The organism is Leptospira perdikensis (genome assembly GCF_004769575.1).
Classification (GTDB): Bacteria; Spirochaetota; Leptospiria; order Leptospirales; family Leptospiraceae; genus Leptospira_A; species Leptospira_A perdikensis.
Genome location: NZ_RQGA01000014.1, coordinates 747,296 through 763,466, shown reverse-complemented (window position 1 = coordinate 763,466; position 16,171 = coordinate 747,296). Strand labels below are relative to the sequence as shown.

Genomic DNA, 16,171 nt, shown 5'->3' with positions numbered 1-16,171 from the left:
TTTATTCAGGATCGGTCCACATTCCATTTTCGCGAATGAGGTCGATGAGTTGGTCGGCAGCTTCTCCTTCGGAGACACCTTTTTTTACAATTTCTTTCCCTTTGTAGAGATGAACCTTACCAATTCCTGCGCCTACATACCCAAAATCGGCATCTGCCATCTCACCCGGACCATTGACAATACAACCCATAACCGCAATCTTCACACCTTTCAGATGTCCGGTTCTTTTTTTGATCATGGCAGTTGTAGACTGTAAATCAAACATGGTGCGACCACAAGACGGACAAGATATATATTCTGTTTTTGTTAGGCGAAGTCTTGTGGCCTGCAAAATATCAAAACTTAAAATTAAAGACTCTTCTGGTTCCCCGTCTCCATAGGAGAGGCGCACAATATCTCCGATTCCATCGAGTAGACTTCCGCCCACTTGGATAGAAGATTCGTAAAGTAGTGATTCTTTATCATTGGAGTGGGTGACAAGGGCAATCGGGTAATCTGACTCTCGTAAATAATATGCCAGTTTTCGAACTGTAAGTAAATCTCCATTTTTTACAGAAAAAACCAGATTTTCTATTTTTCGTTTTTGAGATTCCTTCGCAATTTTTTCTGTTAGGTGAATATCTTTTGTATCAATACTCCATTCGACTGTTCGTTTGTCTTTGGCAAATCGAGCCACAAAATCCAAAAGATCGTCCCAAGACTCTTCGGATTCTTGGAAAAAGATCGAGGGGTTTATGACCCACTTTTGGATCCGATATAGATCCTCTGCCAAACTATCATACTGGTAGGTTAGCTCTCTTGAAAGTTCCACGGAAACCGGTAAAGGGAAGGATCCTCGCCGAACCATAGTTCCAAGCGAAATTAAATCCAATTCGGAATCAATTTTAAAGTGCAACATTTCCGGAATCCGACCTGATTTAGTTTCTCTTTGGATGAGATTTAAAACTTCTTCTGCCGATTCCGATCCGAAAAAAGGAAAACTAATTTCGATACGAACGGGAGATGTGTCACCGACTTTTGTTTCTCCTAAGTTTAGTTCTTTAGAGTAGAATCTTGAGTATTGGAAAGGATCTCGGAATTCAGTATAGATAGTTTCTTTATTTTTGGTGACTGTCTCATCTGCATTGGGAACGGGTAAATTCACACGAGAATTGATTTGGTCTAGGAAACGTTCGTTGTATTTGCGAACAAGTTCTTTGGCCACAGGGATTTCATAAATGGCATCTTCTGTCAGAGAGACACGAATGGTATCGCCGAGTCCATCTTCGAGTAAACTTCCAATACCGATTGCAGATTTGATCCTTCCATCCTTTCCATCACCAGCTTCAGTCACACCTAAATGTAAAGGATAATCCATTCCCAAATCATAAAATCTAGAAACTAACATACGATAGGCTTGGATCATCACTTGTGGGTTGGATGCTTTCATGGAAACCACTATGTCTTTGTAGGAATTTGATTCGGCGATGCGAATAAACTCCAATGCGGATTCTACCATTCCCAGTGGTGTGTCACCAAATCGATTCATAATGCGATCGGAAAGACTACCGTGATTGGTTCCGATTCGCATTGCAACACCGAGTTCTTTGGCTCGCAAAACTAGAGGAGTGAATACTTCTTCGATTCTTTCTAATTCTTCGTTATAATCTTTGTCCGTATATTCGATGATTTCAAATTTCTTTTTGTCTGCAAAATTTCCTGGATTGATTCGCACCTTCTCAACCCATTCTACACATTTTAAAGCCACTTGTGGAGTGAAATGTATATCTGCTACCAAAGGAACTTTTAGTCCAAGTTCCTTCATCCTTTTTCGAATCTCAGGTAAATTATCTGCATCTGCTTGACTCGGTACTGTTAGGCGAACGATTTCGGAACCAGCTCTTTCTAAGTCTGCAATTTGTTGGATACTCGCATCCGTATCTCTTGTGTTAGATGTAATCATGGATTGGATACGGATTGGATTTTTTCCTCCAATTCCCACACCTCCCACCATCACTTCTCGGGTAGGACGTCTTTTGTAGAAAAATGGCGATTCGTTATATTTGGTGCTCATTTGAATCTTATGTTCTCATTATCTAGGAAATTAAATTCGAATTTTTGGGCAAGCAGTATGAAAAAAATCCGTGGGTTTCAATTTCCCTCTCCCCCTGACCGAAAATCTATTTAGGAAGAATACCTCGAGTTTTTGAAACGATGAATACTGAAGTAAAACAAGGATTACAGCGAAAATACCGGGTGCAAGTCACTGTGGCGATCTATCGCGAGGGAAGTTTGTCTTATAAAAGCGAAATCCTGTCACCAGCCCATTACGACAAACGTCAAGAAGCTCGTGACCATATTCGCCAAGAAATTCGCGAAAGGTTGGCACATTCCAAATTCTTCCGTTCCACACGTTTGGATTACGATCTCGTCCGTTACACTGAAGAGGGGAGTTGTAATACCTACCTTCGTTACAGCATACAAGATTCGGAAATTTGATACCTCAAAAAAAACTACACGACTGGTATCAAATTCACAAAAGGGATCTCCCATTTCGAAAGAAAAAACAAGCATATCCAATTTGGATTTCTGAAGTTATGCTTCAGCAAACTCGCGTTAACGCGATGCTTCCGCTATATGAAGCTTTTATCAAACGATTCCCCACACCAGAAACTTTAGCATCTGCCACAGAAGAGGAGGTGCTTGCCCATTGGAAGGGACTTGGGTATTATAGCAGAGCTCGTAATATCAGAAAGGCTGCTATTTTTCTTGTACAAAATTATAATGGGGCATTTCCCAAAGATCTTGCCAAGGTTTTACAACTTCCGGGAATTGGAAACTATACTGCTCGCGCCATTCTTTCTATTGCTTATGACTTACCTCTTGCCGTTTTGGATGGGAATGTAAAGCGGGTGCTCTCTCGTTATTATGGCTACACAAAGAACATTTTGGGTGCCAAAGCAGACAGTGATTTACAAAACAAAGCAGATGAATTTTTAAATATCGACCATCCCGGTGATCACAACCAAGCTATGATGGAACTTGGAGCAACGCTTTGTTTGCCAGAATCTCCGAAATGTCTGTTATGCCCTTTGACTGATTCCTGTTTTGCGAGGATCCATCAGAAGACAAGTGAGATTCCGATTCGTGAAAAGGATAAAAAACAAATCCAACTTTCCGCAGAGATATGGGTTCTTTTTCACAAAGAGTCCATCCTCCTCGTTCGGGAACCGAAGATGCGCTTTTTAAAAGGAATGTTCCATTTACCTTATGGATTTACCGGAGAAATTCCAGCGGAAGCCTATGAACCCAGTCCGTTCTTTTTGTCCTTAAGGAAAACTTTGTCGGATCCAAATCCCAAACCCATCGGTCAATTCAAACATACGATCACCCACCATAAAATGGTTTTTTCCGTTCTTTCGGCGCCACTGGATGAGAAGGTGGGGGTGGAAGGTCTGACAAAGAAATTTGGTATAGAAAGTAAGTGGGTCACTCTTTCCACTTTGGATACCGAATTTCCCTCATCACTCGCCTCCAAAGTAAAAAAGATTTTGCTTTACTTAGAACTCTAGTTAGTTACGATTCACGGGCTATGGCCGAGATCATCGTTTGGATTGAACACCTTGTTTCCAACATTCCATTGCCTATTTTGGAGGTTTGGGGCCGGTTTTCATTTTTACTCGGTTCTATTATTTCTATATTTGCATTTACCGGTTTTACCTTTCGAAACGGGAAAACGTTTCGAATTTCTAGGGAAGTTTGGAATTGGAACCTAACTAGTTTCTACTGGTTTCTCATCACCTTTGTTTCCATTTTTCTTACTGGGTATTTAGGAAGTTCCATTGTCCTCATTCCTGGGGCCCAAACACTCGAAAGTTTAAAAGACCTTTCCGTTTTTCTTTGTTTGAATTTTTTTGGTTACCCGGCCCTACTGGCAGTGCCTTTTGCCTATGGGCTTTCTGATTTGATTGAGGGAGTTCCTCCTGAATTCCTTTGGGATTGGTTACCCGGTTACTTTATCAACCCCAGTTTGTTTTGGTTGTCATACCAAATGATTGGTAAATCACCTGACTTTCGTAAGGTTCGCATATGGGTGTATTACTTTTTATTTGTATTTTTGTTTTTTATTTTAGAGCCATTTTTGTGGGGTTATTTGTGTTCAGAACAATTTGGAGCTGAAATCTCATACCATACAATTAGTTCTGCACTTATATTCACAACAGGGATCACTTGGATCTTAGCACCTTTTGTTATGTTGTTTGTATATCCGCTGGTAAGACGGTTGGGATTTTTTTGGGCGGAGGTTCCAGACCAAGTCAAAGAAGTTACACTTTCAGAACCAATTACCATTTGGAAATCGGGTCCAGATGAATTTGAAACCTTACAAGCCGATTTAGAAACAAGAACAGGGATTTCGTTGCAGTTATTCATAGTGACACCTTTTGTCTGTTTGGTTTTGTTTTTGGTTGGTGTCACCGCTTACGTAACACTTAAAAATGCAGAACAATCAGCCTTCCAGATGGTGGAAGTTTTACATAGGCAATGGTCAAAAAACATCAATCTTAGTTTGGACCGGTATTTATCTGAGCTACCACTCTCTGATAAAAAAAATTATGATATGAGTGGACTCATAGACGTTCTGGAAGTTTCCAAAGTGAATACTTACGGTCGGGTATTCTTACTTGATGAACACTTAAATCCAATGGCCTCTCTATCTTCAGAGGTGGGAAAAACAAGATTATTGGAAACTGTAAGAGTGGAACTCAAGAAACTCGGTAACGAAATCAATACCGCAGAAAAAAGATTTAGTTTCGCAATTGTTACCAAAAAACCACTCGCTCGTGAGAATTGGAATGCAATGGTCACCATTTACACCCATCCTAATTTAAAAGAAAAAACATATCTCATTACTTTGTTCCCTTATTCATTTTATCTAAGTGGAGTGATTACGGGCAATAGTGAATCAGCAATGGTATTTGCTTGGGCCATTCTTCTCAGTTTATTACTTGCGATTGTCCTTGCGGAGTTTGTGACGAGGCCTGTTCTCTCTTTTGCCAACGCATCTAAATCTCTTGCCAAAGGTGATTGGGACATCCCTGTCGGTGAGAGTATGATTGCTGAACTCAAAGACCTTTCCGTGGCTTTACGTTTTATGTCTTCGGAACTCAAACAAAGTTTTGAACGTGTGGAAGAAAGCCAACGTTTGGTGATGGAGACCAATTCCAATTTGGAAGAAAAAATTGGTCAAAGGACAGAAGCATTGATAGAAAGTAATCGTAGTCTTGTTGAGATGATTGAGACAAAAGAAAAAATCTTAATCGACTTACATAAAACACAAACCCAACTTCTATTAAGCGAAAAATTGGCTGCTCTCGGTCAATTTGCTGCAGGGATCACTCATGAATTGAATACACCTCTTGGTGCCATTACTTCTAGTGTGCGTGCTATGTCCGAAATTATTAAAAATGATATCACAAACTTACCTGATTTTTTAGAGTCTTTGGACCATTCGGAGAGAGAAGACTTTCGACAACTGTTACATATGGGTGTATCTTTTGGTTCTCGTAATTCAGGATTACTCAATCGGGCAGAAAAAAAGGAGAGATTAGGAATTTTAAATTCTCACCAAATTGAAAATCCAGAAGAAATGATAGAAGATCTAACTTCTCTTGGTATCCTGCAGTTAGAAGAACCACTTTTGAAAATTCTAAAAAAACCAAGGTCAGGAATTATATTACAAAATGTACTCATTTTAGGAAGTTTATACCGTTTGGTATATATTGTTCAAACAGCTACAGAAAAAGCTTCTCATGTTGTGAATGCACTCAAACATTATTTATACACAGATCGTTCTGAAACAGAAACAAACTTTCAAAATGTTCATATTCCTACAGAGTTAGATTCAATTCTTACTTTATACCAAACAAAAATCAAAAATGATGTGGAAATTACCAAATTTTATTCAACAGCTGATTATTGTTTGGCGGAAAGGGATAAACTCAATCAGGTTTGGATCAATCTCATTAATAATGCGTTACAAGCGATGGATTATCGTGGAAAATTAAAAATCACTGTGTCATCGAATGCAGATTCTGTGATTACATCAATTCATGATTCAGGGAAAGGAATTGCCCCTGAAATTCGCGATAAGATTTTTTTGCCTTTTTTCACTACAAAAAAACATGGCGAAGGTATTGGCCTTGGGCTTGACATTTGTAAACAAATCGTAGAAAAAATGAAGGGAACCATAGAATTTTCGTCAGATGATACGGGAACGGAATTTAGAGTTTGTTTGCCAAAGGCACGAGAAGGGGAAAGAGATTGAATATTACGCAGCTACAACATGAGAAAAACGCAATCCTATGTGTGGATGATGAGCCTATTCTTCTTCTTTCGCTCGTACAAGAACTAAAACGTGAGATTGGCGGAAGTTATACTTACGAAACAGCTCAAAATCCAGAAGAGGCTATGGAAGTCATTGATGACCTTTGTGGTTCAGGAGTTGAAGTCATTCTCATCCTTTCGGATTGGCTGATGCCGGGAATGCGGGGGGATGAATTTCTCATCCAAGTCCACCAAAAATACCCACACATCAAATCCATCCTCATTTCAGGCCACGCTGACCGGGACGCCATCAACCGGGTCAAAGAAGAGGCAAAAACCTATGCTATTTTTTCCAAACCTTGGAACACTAGAGAACTGCTAGATGCGGTTCGTTTCTGTTGCAATTTGACCTAAGTCCCATTTTCTGGACTTAAGGTGCGTACCATCTACATCCGAAAACTCCGATTTGAAGAGGCTCGTATCAAATTAGAACGAGAACTCCATGAGGCCTTTATGGACGGGGAATCCTATGTTGAAATCTTACATGGGATCGGGGAAGGAATCCTCCGCCGAATGGCGATTGACTACGTAGCCACTTGCGATTTTCTGAAACTAGTGGAGACCGATCCGATGTTTCGGTCCAATCCGGGCGCAACGATGGTGGAAATTCTCGCTCCGTCCAAAGAATACATCAACCGATTGAAATCATGACCGAATCTAATTCTCGAATCGAAATCCTTGACGTTACTTTAAGGGACGGGGAACAAACCAATGGTGTTTCTTTTTCCTGGCAACAAAAGCTTAATATCACCAAACATTTATTAAAAGATCTGAAGATCGATCGAGTGGAAATTGCAAGTGCCCGAGTTTCCCCTGGTGAGTTCGAAGCAGTTAAAAAAATAGTAGAGTGGGCAAAATCAGAAAACCTTCAGAATCGAATTGAAATTTTAGGGTTTGTTGATTACGATAAAACAGTCGAATGGATGAAGGGGACAGGGGTTCGAGTTCTCAATCTTTTAACAAAAGGTTCCCTCAATCACCTAACCAATCAACTACGGAAAACTCCGGCCGAACATTTCTCTGACATTCAAAAGACAGTAGAGTATGCTGCGGCCGCAGGAATTACTGTGAATGTTTATTTGGAAGACTGGTCTAATGGATACACTCATTCAAGAGATTATGTTTTAGAATATTTGGATGTAGTATCCAAATTTCCTGTGAGTAGATTTTATTTAGCAGATACACTCGGTGTTTTGTCACCTCTAGAAGTGAGGACCGCGATCACCGATTTGGTGAAAGAATTCCCAAAACTTTGGTTTGAGTTTCATGGTCATAATGATTACGATTTAGCTGTTGCCAATTGTTTGGAAGCTGTACAGGCAGGGGTCAAAGGCCTTCATGTTGCAGTGAATGGGCTTGGAGAAAGAGCCGGAAACTCACCCTTAGAAGCAGTAGTCACCGCTTTACACGATAAAACAAAATATAGAACCTCCGTTGTGGAAAGAGAAATCACAAATGCATCAAGGCTTGTGGAAGTTTTTTCTGGAAAACGAATTTCAGACAACCGTCCGATTGTGGGTGAAGATGTTTTTACACAAACTGCTGGGGTTCATGCCGATGGTGACAAAAAAGGGAATTTGTATGCCAATCCGATTTTGCCGGAAAGATTCGGTCGAGCCAGAGTATACGCATTAGGAAAGTTAGCTGGTAAGGCAAGTATTACTGAAAACTTAAAACAATTGGGAATGGTTCTATCTCCCGAAATTGAAAAAAAAGTATTAGAACGCGTGATTGAACTCGGTGATCAAAACAAAACTGTCACGAAAGAAGATCTGCCTTACATTATCTCCGACATTACTGGCGAAAATTTAGAAGCAAGTTTTCGAATCGAATCCTGCACTGTTACCAGTGGGATAGGAGTAAAACCTAAAGCAGAAGTTAAGGTCAATTATCAGGGAAAGTATTTTGAAGCCAGTGGATTCGGAGACGGCGGATACGATGCTTTTATGAATGCCCTCGGTAAGATTCTTAAGGAATTAAACATTCAAATCCCAAAACTTTATGACTATGAGGTGAGGATACCTCCTGGTGGGAATACAAACGCTCTGGTAGAAACTGTAATCACATGGAAAGGGGATGGAGATACACATCCTATTCGCACTATTGGAATTGATTCTGACCAACAAGTGGCTGCTGTCAAAGCCACCGAACGATTGTTACATATTTTACTCGGAAACGTATGATCCATTTTTTAATTGTAGGCCTTGGAAATCCAGGGGATAAATATAAAAATACACGCCATAACATTGGTTTTATGATACTTGATGCTCTCGCTTCTAATTTCAGTGTTTCGTTTAAAGATTCTAAAAAGTATTTAGAATCTACATATAGTTGGGAAGGGGAAAAAATTCACCTTTTAAAACCTTTGGAATTTATGAATCTTTCTGGGAAGGCAACACAAACCCTAGCCAATTTGTATAAGATCCCCGCTACACAAATCCTAGTCGTCCAAGACGAAGTAGACCTACCTTTCGGTAAGATAAAAAATAAAATTGGCGGCGGAACTGCGGGTCACAACGGACTAAAGGATATAGTGGCAAAACTGGGAACACAAGACTTTCACCGGTTGCGGTTCGGTGTAGGAAAACCAGAAAAGGGTGGAATGGAAGTGGCGGACTTCGTTTTACAAAATTTTAATTCAGAGGAACGAAATAGTTTGGATGCACTGATTAAAGAGTCGGTCACTAAAACAGAAGAATGGATTAGAACCAATCGAAATTTAATTCGTAAAGAAAGTGGAAATTGAATCCAAGTTTGTTTTAAAAAAGGTTAGCAGAGGTTAAATTCGTAAAATATGACAAAAGAAAAAGAGACGTCAATCAATCTTAGAAGTCTCATCTTCCAAACTATTCTTTCTATTGTGTTAGTTCTTATAATTGTTTTTGGATTGGCTTTTTTCTTTCGCAAAGAACTTTTAGGTTTTAGCGAACATTTTGTTCGAATTTTTGGGTATTGGGGACTATTTATCGGAATGATTTTTTCGGATAGCCTTCCCGCCTTTGTTCCTCCCGATGCTTTTCTAATGCTTGCCATTACAGGGGAGATGGATCCTCTTTTTACTATTCTCTCTATGTCTTTTGGAAGTATCATTGGTGGATCATTTGCTTATTGGATCGGTTTGTATCTCATTCCGAGGTTTCATTTAGGAAGGCAGATGGTTTTACATTATGAAGACAAACTCCTTCCCTATATCCGTAAATATGGATTTGGGGCAGTGGTGCTTAGTGCCCTGACACCAATCCCATATTCATGGATGGCTTATACAGTTGGTACATTTAAAATGCGGTATTCGCTGTTTTTACTTGGGTCACTTTTTCGTTTTGTGCGGGTTACTGTTTATTTTTATGCTATGTATCTTGGATGGATCACTGGGGGATAAATGTTAGAAGAACGTTTGTTCCCAAAATCTGTAGATGAAGTAATCTTAGAGAAAGTCAGGTTTTTCTTTTTGCCGGATCGTACAGCTGCCTTCGTTAAAAACCTAGTGGATGGAAAGGTATCGGAGCGGTCTCTCATTTGTTGTAATTCTGGTTGTGATGTTTGTAACGAAACCATTTACAACTGTTATATGGCAGTGAAAAAAGAATTGGAAAGAACATAAGGTGGATTCCCTTTTTTCCCAAAATAAACAAGTTCCCTTGGCCCATGCAGTTCGGCCCAAAAATTGGTCTGAGTTTGTTGGGCAAACCCAAGTGGTTCAATCGCTCAAGTCCATTCCTAAACCCACCTCTATTTTATTCTATGGTCCTCCTGGATCTGGAAAAACGACTCTTGCACACCTTCTTACGCAAACATGGAGTTTAGAAAAAAGATACTTAAGTTGTGTGACCAGTGGTTTGAAAGAAGTTCGGGAAGTTTTGGATGAAGCTAAACGTCGCGGAACTATCGTTTTGTTTCTGGATGAAATTCACAGGTTTTCTTCTTCACAACAAGATGCTCTTCTTTCTGCTGTTGAAGAAGGGGAAATTATTTTAATTGCTGCGACTACAGAAAACCCTAGTTTTCGAGTCAATAAAGCTCTCCTTTCAAGAATGTTAGTTTATAGGCTTACCTCTCTTTCTGAGGCAGATGAAAATTTTATTTTTGAATCATGTCTTACCAAACTAAATCACAAACAAACTTTCCCAGAGGATTTAAAAAAAGAACTCTTTCGCAGAAGTTCTGGGGATGCTAGAAAACTGCTGGGGTATTTGGAACGAATACTGAATGCGACGAAAGAAACAGATCAAATCACCGAAGAAAAGTTAGCTGAAATATTAGGTGAAAATGTAATTTTTTATGATAAAAATAGTGAAAGCCATTATGATATCATATCTGCTTTTATCAAATCCCTTCGTGGGAGTGATCCGGATGCTGCCTTATTTTATTTAGCACTGATGATCGAAGGTGGAGAAGATCCACTTTTTATTGCAAGGAGACTTGTGATTTTTGCCAGTGAAGATGTGGGAAATGCAAGTGTCCATGCTCTTCCACTTGCGATTGCTACTTGGCAAGCCGTGGAACGTGTGGGGATGCCGGAGGGACGGATTCCTTTAGGCCAGTGTACTACTTTTCTTGCTTCTGCTCCGAAGTCTAACGCTAGTTATCTGGCGATTGACAAAGCGTTACAATTGGTTCGCGATAGGAAAAGGGAATTTCAAATTCCAAACCATTTAAGAAATGCGCCAACTGCCACTCATAAGAAGGAAGGGGCTGGAAAAAATTACCAGTATCCTCATGATTTTCCCGACCACTTTGTGAGAGAAAAATACTTTCCTGATTCTTTTTATCCAGAACCGCCTGAGTTTTATAAACCAACAAACCAAGGAATGGAAAAAAATCTAAAAGACAACTTACGGAAACTCTGGGGCGATTCCAAATAATATCCCTTTTTTCGGCTTTGACTGATCGTTTCTGTTGGTTTAAAGGCACTTGATTCGGGTAGGTTTCGTCATTACAGAGGAGTCACTCGCTATAACGTCCATCTATCTAGAGGAAAAGTAAGGTTTCGGTAGACGACAGGCAATGGACTTCCAAGAGATCGGAAGGGCCTTTGTATTTTTTGGATCTAAAAAAGATTCGCGCACGGAAAAAGCAGCCGATTCCGGTAGTGATTTGAGTGACAAACCTCATTTGTTGGTTTTAGGAAAGCCAGTTTCTTTTTTCAGTGAATTCCCTTTTCCCAGCAGTTTCGATCGGTCGTAACTTTCCTTTTTTAGGCGATGAAAATCGTAAATCATGCGAATTGGAAACGGCAAAACTTTTGAGAGCCATTCTCAAATAACTGCTTTTTACCTATCTAAATTGAGAAAACTCCATCGAAAAGAATCTCGTCTTGACATTTCAAAATAAGGATGAGATCATTCAAGGAATGGGTTCTGCACCAGATAGTTTTGCGCCAATCCTCTTACAACTTTTGCTCGGAGTCGGTTTCTCCGCTCTGATCTTGACCCTTGCTTTCCTTCTCAATCCGAAGAAAAAATCGAAACCCCAAGACACGTTTGAATGTGGGGTGACATACTACGGTGATGCGAGAGGGCTCTTCAACATTAAGTTCTATCTTGTCGCGGTGCTTTTCATCCTCTTCGATATTGAAGCCGTCTTTTTATATCCTTGGGCAGTGAACTTAATTAGTTTTAAAGAAGCGGGTCTTGGAACTTTCTTCTTACTCGAGATGTTTTTCTTTTTACTCATACTTGTTGTGGGTCTATACTATATATGGAAAAAGGGAGCGCTGGAATGGGATTAACAGAAACATTATCCAAACCCGGCGAGATGTTTGGCGACATGTTTCAGGTCGCAACACTCGACAACGTAGTGCAGTGGGGACAAAGTTTTTCTCTTTGGCCGTATCCTTTCGCGACAGCATGTTGTGGCATCGAATACATGAGTACTTCTTGTTCCGATTATGATATCGCTCGTTTTGGAGCGGAACGTCCTTCTTTTTCTCCACGCCAAGCGGATATGATTTTAGTACTTGGAACCATTACTTATAAAATGGCTCCCGTATTACGTCAGATATACGACCAACTTGCGGAACCAAAATTTGTCATTTCCGTCGGAGCTTGTGCCTCTTCTGGTGGAATGTTTCACACCTACGGCGTGTTACAAGGTGTAGACCGAATCCTCCCTGTTGATGTCTATGTTCCTGGTTGCCCTCCAAGGCCAGAAGCACTTCTTGATGCTCTTGTCAAACTGCAAAAGAAAGTCCAAAGCCAAGGATTGGAAGCTAGACGACAAGAAGTGATGAGAAAAATCGAAGAAATCAACGAACGCAACAAACCTCTCGTAGTCGCATGAAAGAAACAATTACCGAATACCTACACTCACGGTTTTCCGATGTATTACTCCCGCAAAGGGACATAAACACGAATTTACTTTATTTTAGCATTAAAGCGGATGCGCTCCCATCCGTCGTACAGGCGTTAAAGGATCACCCTGAGTTTGCTTTTACTTATTTGAATGACCTTACGTCTGTGGATTGGCTCGGAAAAAGAGATCCGAGGTTCGAAGTGGTGTATTTACTTCGTTCTCCTAAAAACAAACACTTCCGTTTGCAACTTAGGGTGCCTGTCGGAGAAGGGGAAGAAGTTCCCAGTCTATCAGGTATATTTCCGGCAGCGAATTGGCCAGAACGAGAAGTTTATGATTTAATGGGAATATCGTTTTCCAATCACCCACAGATGGAACGGCTCATTATGCCTGATAACTTTGTGGGACATCCTCTTCGTAAGGATTATCCTTTAGAAGGTCCAGGTCAAGATTATCTCATCGAAGACTTACTCACCATTCATGTGAATGAGGATATAACCGGTTAGGCGGTAGGAAATCATTATGGTAATGTACGAAAAAACAGCCGAACATTTTGGCAAAAAATTCAAAGACCTACCGGAAGGCCATTTACTTGTCAATCTCGGGCCAAGTCATCCTGCAACGCACGGAATTTTACAAAACGTAATTCAAATTGATGGAGAACGTGTTGTTGATACAGAATCTGTCATTGGTTACGTTCATCGATGTTTTGAAAAACTAGGCGAACGTTATGATTACAATCAATTCTTAGTTTGTACTGATCGTATGAATTATGTATCCACTCCACTCAATAATATTGGATGGATACTCACTGTAGAAAAGATGATGCAGATTGAAGTTCCCGAGCGTGTGACCTATGTTCGTATGATTATTTCAGAACTTTCACGAATGATGGATCATATTATCTGCAATGGAATTATGGGTGTGGATCTCGGAGCTTTTTCTGGACTATTGCATTTATTTCACCATAGAGAAAACATCTATCAGATTTTGGAGAAGTTAACAGGCGCTAGATTAACAACAACCTTCTGTCGTGTGGGTGGAATGGAAAGGGATATCTATCCTGAATTTCAAAAAGAGATTAAAATCATCATCAAAGGCCTAAAACCTGCGTTGGATGAATTTCAAGATCTTCTCATTCGTAATAAAATCTTTAATGAAAGAACTGCTGGAATCGGCGGACTTTCTCAAGAGAGAGCCATTGCATATGGATTTTCTGGACCAAATCTAAGAGCCACTGGTGTTCCTTGGGATGTTCGAAAGGACGACCCTTATATGTTTTATGACAAAGTAGATTTTGATATTCCAGTCGGGCAAGATGGATCAGCTCTTGATAGAACCCTCGTTCGTATGGAAGAAATGCGTCAGTCTATGCGAATCATCGAACAACTGATTGATGGGATTCCTGAAGGTGCATATCACGCTGATGTTCCTCATACCTTCCTCCCACCGAAGGACAGGGTGTACAATAATATGGAAGAACTCATTTATCATTTCAAAATCATTATGCATGGTGTGAAGGTTCCTCCAGGGGAATACTATATGGCAACGGAAGCTGCAAACGGTGAACTTGGATTTTATGTAGTCTCAGAAGGAGAAAAAACGCCTTGGAGAGTTCATGTAAGACGTCCTTGTTTTTGGTATTACCAGGCATTTCCGGAACTCGTTAAAGGAGGACTCCTTGCTGATACAATTGCCACTATGTCTTCACTCAACGTGATTGCAGGGGAGTTGGATTGTTAATGGCTTATCAATTTTCACAAGATTCGGAAAAACGATTCCAAAGGTTGATTCCGCAGTTCCCGAGCAAACGTTCCTTAATTTTGCCATGTCTTTTTCTTTTACAAACTGACAAGGGTTTTGTGGATCAAGAAGGGATGCAATACATTGCAGACCGAATTGGTGCTCCAGTATCTCTCGCACAAGTACACGGAGTGGCTACTTTCTACACCATGTACAATAAAAAACCGGTAGGAAAATTCCATATCCAAATTTGTGGAAATATTTCTTGTTACCTCGCTGGATCTGATTCGATTACAGAACATGTATGTTCTAAATTAGGGATTGAAGCTGGCGAAACAACAAAGGATAAAAAATTCACTGTGGATGAAGTACAATGTTTGGGTGCTTGTGGGTTTGGGCCTGTTGCACAAATTAATGATCGTTATTATGAAAATCTAACCCCTGAGATGATTGAAAATATTCTCTCCGAATTGGATAAGCAGGTATAAAATGGGACTAAAAAACCTACTCACAACACATATTGGTGCCGCTGATTCCCATACTTTAAACCATTACCGTTCTGTCGGTGGGTATGAAAGTCAAAAAAAAGCTCTCTCTGAAATGACCGCCGAACAAATCGTAAACGATGTGAAGAACTCTGGTCTACGTGGCCGCGGTGGTGCTGGTTTTCCTACGGGAAACAAGTGGGGGTTCATTCCTAAAACTGACAAACCAAAGTACTTAATTTGTAATGGGGATGAAGGAGAACCGGGAACATTCAAAGACAGACTCCTAATTGAAAAACTTCCTCATATGCTCATCGAAGGTATGGTCATTGCTGCAAAGGCCATTGATTCCCACCAAGGTTATATTTACATTCGTGGTGAATTTCACAAAGGGATTCGTGTTGTGGAAGAAGCCGTTGAGGAAGCATACAAAGCAGGTTTTCTTGGTAAAAATATTTTAGGTCTTGGATATGACTTTGATTTGGCGGTTTATTCGGGGGCAGGTGCCTATATCTGCGGCGAAGAATCTGCACTTATTAATTCCCTCGAGGGAAGGAGGGGCCACCCTCGTCTGAAACCACCATTTCCTGCAGTATCCGGTCTTTATGCTTGTCCAACTGTTGTGAATAACGTAGAAACTTTTTGTAACGTCCCACATATCATTCGTATGACAGGGGATGAGTATAAAAAGATTGGAACAGAAAAATCTCCTGGAACCAGACTATTTGCGGTGAGTGGGCATGTGAAAAAACCAGGAATTTATGAAGTCGAAATGGGAACTCCAATGAAGGAGCTCATTTACGATATTTGTGGTGGAATCAAAAACGATAAAACTTTAAAAGCTGTAATTCCAGGGGGAAGTTCTTCTCCGATTCTTACAGCAGAAGAAGCAATGACTGCAACTATGGATTATGAATCGATTGCATCCCTAAAATCGATGTTAGGCTCTGGTGCCGTTATTATTCTTTCTGAGGTTGCGGATCTTGTGGAAACCACATATCGATTGGCAGAATTTTATTCTCATGAATCTTGTGGCCAATGTACACCTTGTCGTGAAGGAACACATTGGGTTAAAGACCTTCTCCATAAAATTAAAACAGGAGAGGGAACAGAAAAAGATGTAGAACTCATTTTTTCTTTGTCCAGAAATATGGAAGGAGGAACAACCATTTGTCCGTTAGCGGACGCATGTGTAATGGCAGTTCGTCCTACCATGACAAAGTTTAAAGGAGAGTTCTCGGCTCGATTGAAAAAGGAAGTGAGTATTTCTCACTAAAGGTCACCGAAAC

At 40.3% G+C, this 16,171-nt stretch carries 17 protein-coding genes; 16 read left to right on the top strand and 1 reads right to left on the bottom strand.

The features are described 5' to 3' along the window. Window position 1: 1 nt before the first annotated feature. Window positions 2–2,053 (bottom strand): (E)-4-hydroxy-3-methylbut-2-enyl-diphosphate synthase, encoded by a 2,052-nt coding sequence (ispG, locus tag EHQ49_RS16405; RefSeq protein WP_135580695.1) that lies wholly within the window; start codon window positions 2,051–2,053, stop codon window positions 2–4. Window positions 2,054–2,193: 140 nt separating this feature from the next. Here ispG and EHQ49_RS16400 point away from each other — a divergent pair, with 140 nt between their 5' ends. The 16 genes from EHQ49_RS16400 (at window position 2,194) to nuoF (ending at window position 16,158) form a co-directional block, all read left to right on the top strand. Continuing rightward, entirely contained in the window at window positions 2,194–2,478 is a 285-nt protein-coding gene (locus EHQ49_RS16400) for a hypothetical protein (protein WP_135580694.1), read from the top strand. Beyond that, window positions 2,475–3,551, top strand: coding sequence for an A/G-specific adenine glycosylase (gene mutY / locus EHQ49_RS16395; protein ID WP_135580693.1), 1,077 nt, complete (start codon window positions 2,475–2,477; stop codon window positions 3,549–3,551). The genes EHQ49_RS16400 and mutY overlap by 4 nt, the downstream gene beginning before the upstream one ends. A 20-nt stretch (window positions 3,552–3,571) precedes the next feature. After that, the gene (locus EHQ49_RS16390; RefSeq protein WP_135580692.1) at window positions 3,572–6,304 is read left to right on the top strand and encodes an ATP-binding protein; all 2,733 of its coding nucleotides are present in this window, start codon (window positions 3,572–3,574) and stop codon (window positions 6,302–6,304) included. Then, window positions 6,301–6,717 (top strand): response regulator, encoded by a 417-nt coding sequence (locus EHQ49_RS16385; protein WP_135580691.1) that lies wholly within the window; start codon window positions 6,301–6,303, stop codon window positions 6,715–6,717. Before EHQ49_RS16390 ends, EHQ49_RS16385 begins: the two co-directional genes overlap by 4 nt. 21 nt (window positions 6,718–6,738) lie before the next feature. Then, complete coding sequence (locus EHQ49_RS16380) at window positions 6,739–7,014, top strand: Smr/MutS family protein (protein WP_135580690.1); 276 nt, start codon at window positions 6,739–6,741, stop codon at window positions 7,012–7,014. Next, window positions 7,011–8,546 (top strand): (R)-citramalate synthase CimA, encoded by a 1,536-nt coding sequence (cimA, locus tag EHQ49_RS16375; RefSeq protein ID WP_135580689.1) that lies wholly within the window; start codon window positions 7,011–7,013, stop codon window positions 8,544–8,546. The genes EHQ49_RS16380 and cimA overlap by 4 nt, the downstream gene beginning before the upstream one ends. Then, entirely contained in the window at window positions 8,543–9,109 is a 567-nt protein-coding gene (gene pth / locus EHQ49_RS16370; RefSeq protein WP_135580688.1) for an aminoacyl-tRNA hydrolase, read from the top strand. The genes cimA and pth overlap by 4 nt, the downstream gene beginning before the upstream one ends. Before the next feature lie 48 nt (window positions 9,110–9,157). After that, window positions 9,158–9,742 (top strand): YqaA family protein, encoded by a 585-nt coding sequence (locus EHQ49_RS16365; RefSeq protein WP_135580687.1) that lies wholly within the window; start codon window positions 9,158–9,160, stop codon window positions 9,740–9,742. Beyond that, entirely contained in the window at window positions 9,743–9,964 is a 222-nt protein-coding gene (locus tag EHQ49_RS16360; protein ID WP_135580686.1) for a hypothetical protein, read from the top strand. It abuts the gene before it with no gap. A gap of 1 nt (window position 9,965) precedes the next feature. Then, on the top strand, window positions 9,966–11,225 hold the full coding sequence (locus EHQ49_RS16355; protein WP_135580685.1) for a replication-associated recombination protein A: 1,260 nt from the start codon (window positions 9,966–9,968) through the stop codon (window positions 11,223–11,225). A gap of 488 nt (window positions 11,226–11,713) precedes the next feature. Beyond that, complete coding sequence (locus EHQ49_RS16350) at window positions 11,714–12,091, top strand: NADH-quinone oxidoreductase subunit A (protein WP_135580776.1); 378 nt, start codon at window positions 11,714–11,716, stop codon at window positions 12,089–12,091. Next, on the top strand, window positions 12,082–12,642 hold the full coding sequence (locus tag EHQ49_RS16345; RefSeq protein WP_135580684.1) for an NADH-quinone oxidoreductase subunit B: 561 nt from the start codon (window positions 12,082–12,084) through the stop codon (window positions 12,640–12,642). Before EHQ49_RS16350 ends, EHQ49_RS16345 begins: the two co-directional genes overlap by 10 nt. Further along, complete coding sequence (locus EHQ49_RS16340) at window positions 12,639–13,160, top strand: NADH-quinone oxidoreductase subunit C (protein ID WP_135580683.1); 522 nt, start codon at window positions 12,639–12,641, stop codon at window positions 13,158–13,160. The genes EHQ49_RS16345 and EHQ49_RS16340 overlap by 4 nt, the downstream gene beginning before the upstream one ends. Window positions 13,161–13,176: 16 nt before the next feature. Beyond that, the gene (locus EHQ49_RS16335) at window positions 13,177–14,397 is read left to right on the top strand and encodes an NADH-quinone oxidoreductase subunit D (RefSeq protein ID WP_208732229.1); all 1,221 of its coding nucleotides are present in this window, start codon (window positions 13,177–13,179) and stop codon (window positions 14,395–14,397) included. Continuing rightward, complete coding sequence (locus EHQ49_RS16330) at window positions 14,397–14,885, top strand: NADH-quinone oxidoreductase subunit NuoE family protein (protein ID WP_135580682.1); 489 nt, start codon at window positions 14,397–14,399, stop codon at window positions 14,883–14,885. Before EHQ49_RS16335 ends, EHQ49_RS16330 begins: the two co-directional genes overlap by 1 nt. A 1-nt stretch (window position 14,886) precedes the next feature. Then, complete coding sequence (nuoF, locus tag EHQ49_RS16325) at window positions 14,887–16,158, top strand: NADH-quinone oxidoreductase subunit NuoF (protein ID WP_135580681.1); 1,272 nt, start codon at window positions 14,887–14,889, stop codon at window positions 16,156–16,158. The last annotated feature ends 13 nt before the right edge of the window (window positions 16,159–16,171 follow it).

Excerpts from the sequence above, each read along its gene's own strand:
- ispG (WP_135580695.1), bottom strand. The coding sequence starts at position 2,053 with ATGAGCACCAAATATAACGAATCGCCATTTTTCTACAAAAGACGTCCT.
- EHQ49_RS16400 (WP_135580694.1), top strand. The coding sequence starts at position 2,194 with ATGAATACTGAAGTAAAACAAGGATTACAGCGAAAATACCGGGTGCAA.
- EHQ49_RS16390 (WP_135580692.1), top strand. The coding sequence starts at position 3,572 with ATGGCCGAGATCATCGTTTGGATTGAACACCTTGTTTCCAACATTCCA.
- cimA (WP_135580689.1), top strand. The coding sequence starts at position 7,011 with ATGACCGAATCTAATTCTCGAATCGAAATCCTTGACGTTACTTTAAGG.
- pth (WP_135580688.1), top strand. The coding sequence starts at position 8,543 with ATGATCCATTTTTTAATTGTAGGCCTTGGAAATCCAGGGGATAAATAT.
- EHQ49_RS16365 (WP_135580687.1), top strand. The coding sequence starts at position 9,158 with ATGACAAAAGAAAAAGAGACGTCAATCAATCTTAGAAGTCTCATCTTC.
- EHQ49_RS16360 (WP_135580686.1), top strand. The coding sequence starts at position 9,743 with ATGTTAGAAGAACGTTTGTTCCCAAAATCTGTAGATGAAGTAATCTTA.
- EHQ49_RS16350 (WP_135580776.1), top strand. The coding sequence starts at position 11,714 with ATGGGTTCTGCACCAGATAGTTTTGCGCCAATCCTCTTACAACTTTTG.
- EHQ49_RS16345 (WP_135580684.1), top strand. The coding sequence starts at position 12,082 with ATGGGATTAACAGAAACATTATCCAAACCCGGCGAGATGTTTGGCGAC.
- EHQ49_RS16340 (WP_135580683.1), top strand. The coding sequence starts at position 12,639 with ATGAAAGAAACAATTACCGAATACCTACACTCACGGTTTTCCGATGTA.
- EHQ49_RS16335 (WP_208732229.1), top strand. The coding sequence starts at position 13,177 with ATGGTAATGTACGAAAAAACAGCCGAACATTTTGGCAAAAAATTCAAA.
- EHQ49_RS16330 (WP_135580682.1), top strand. The coding sequence starts at position 14,397 with ATGGCTTATCAATTTTCACAAGATTCGGAAAAACGATTCCAAAGGTTG.
- nuoF (WP_135580681.1), top strand. The coding sequence starts at position 14,887 with ATGGGACTAAAAAACCTACTCACAACACATATTGGTGCCGCTGATTCC.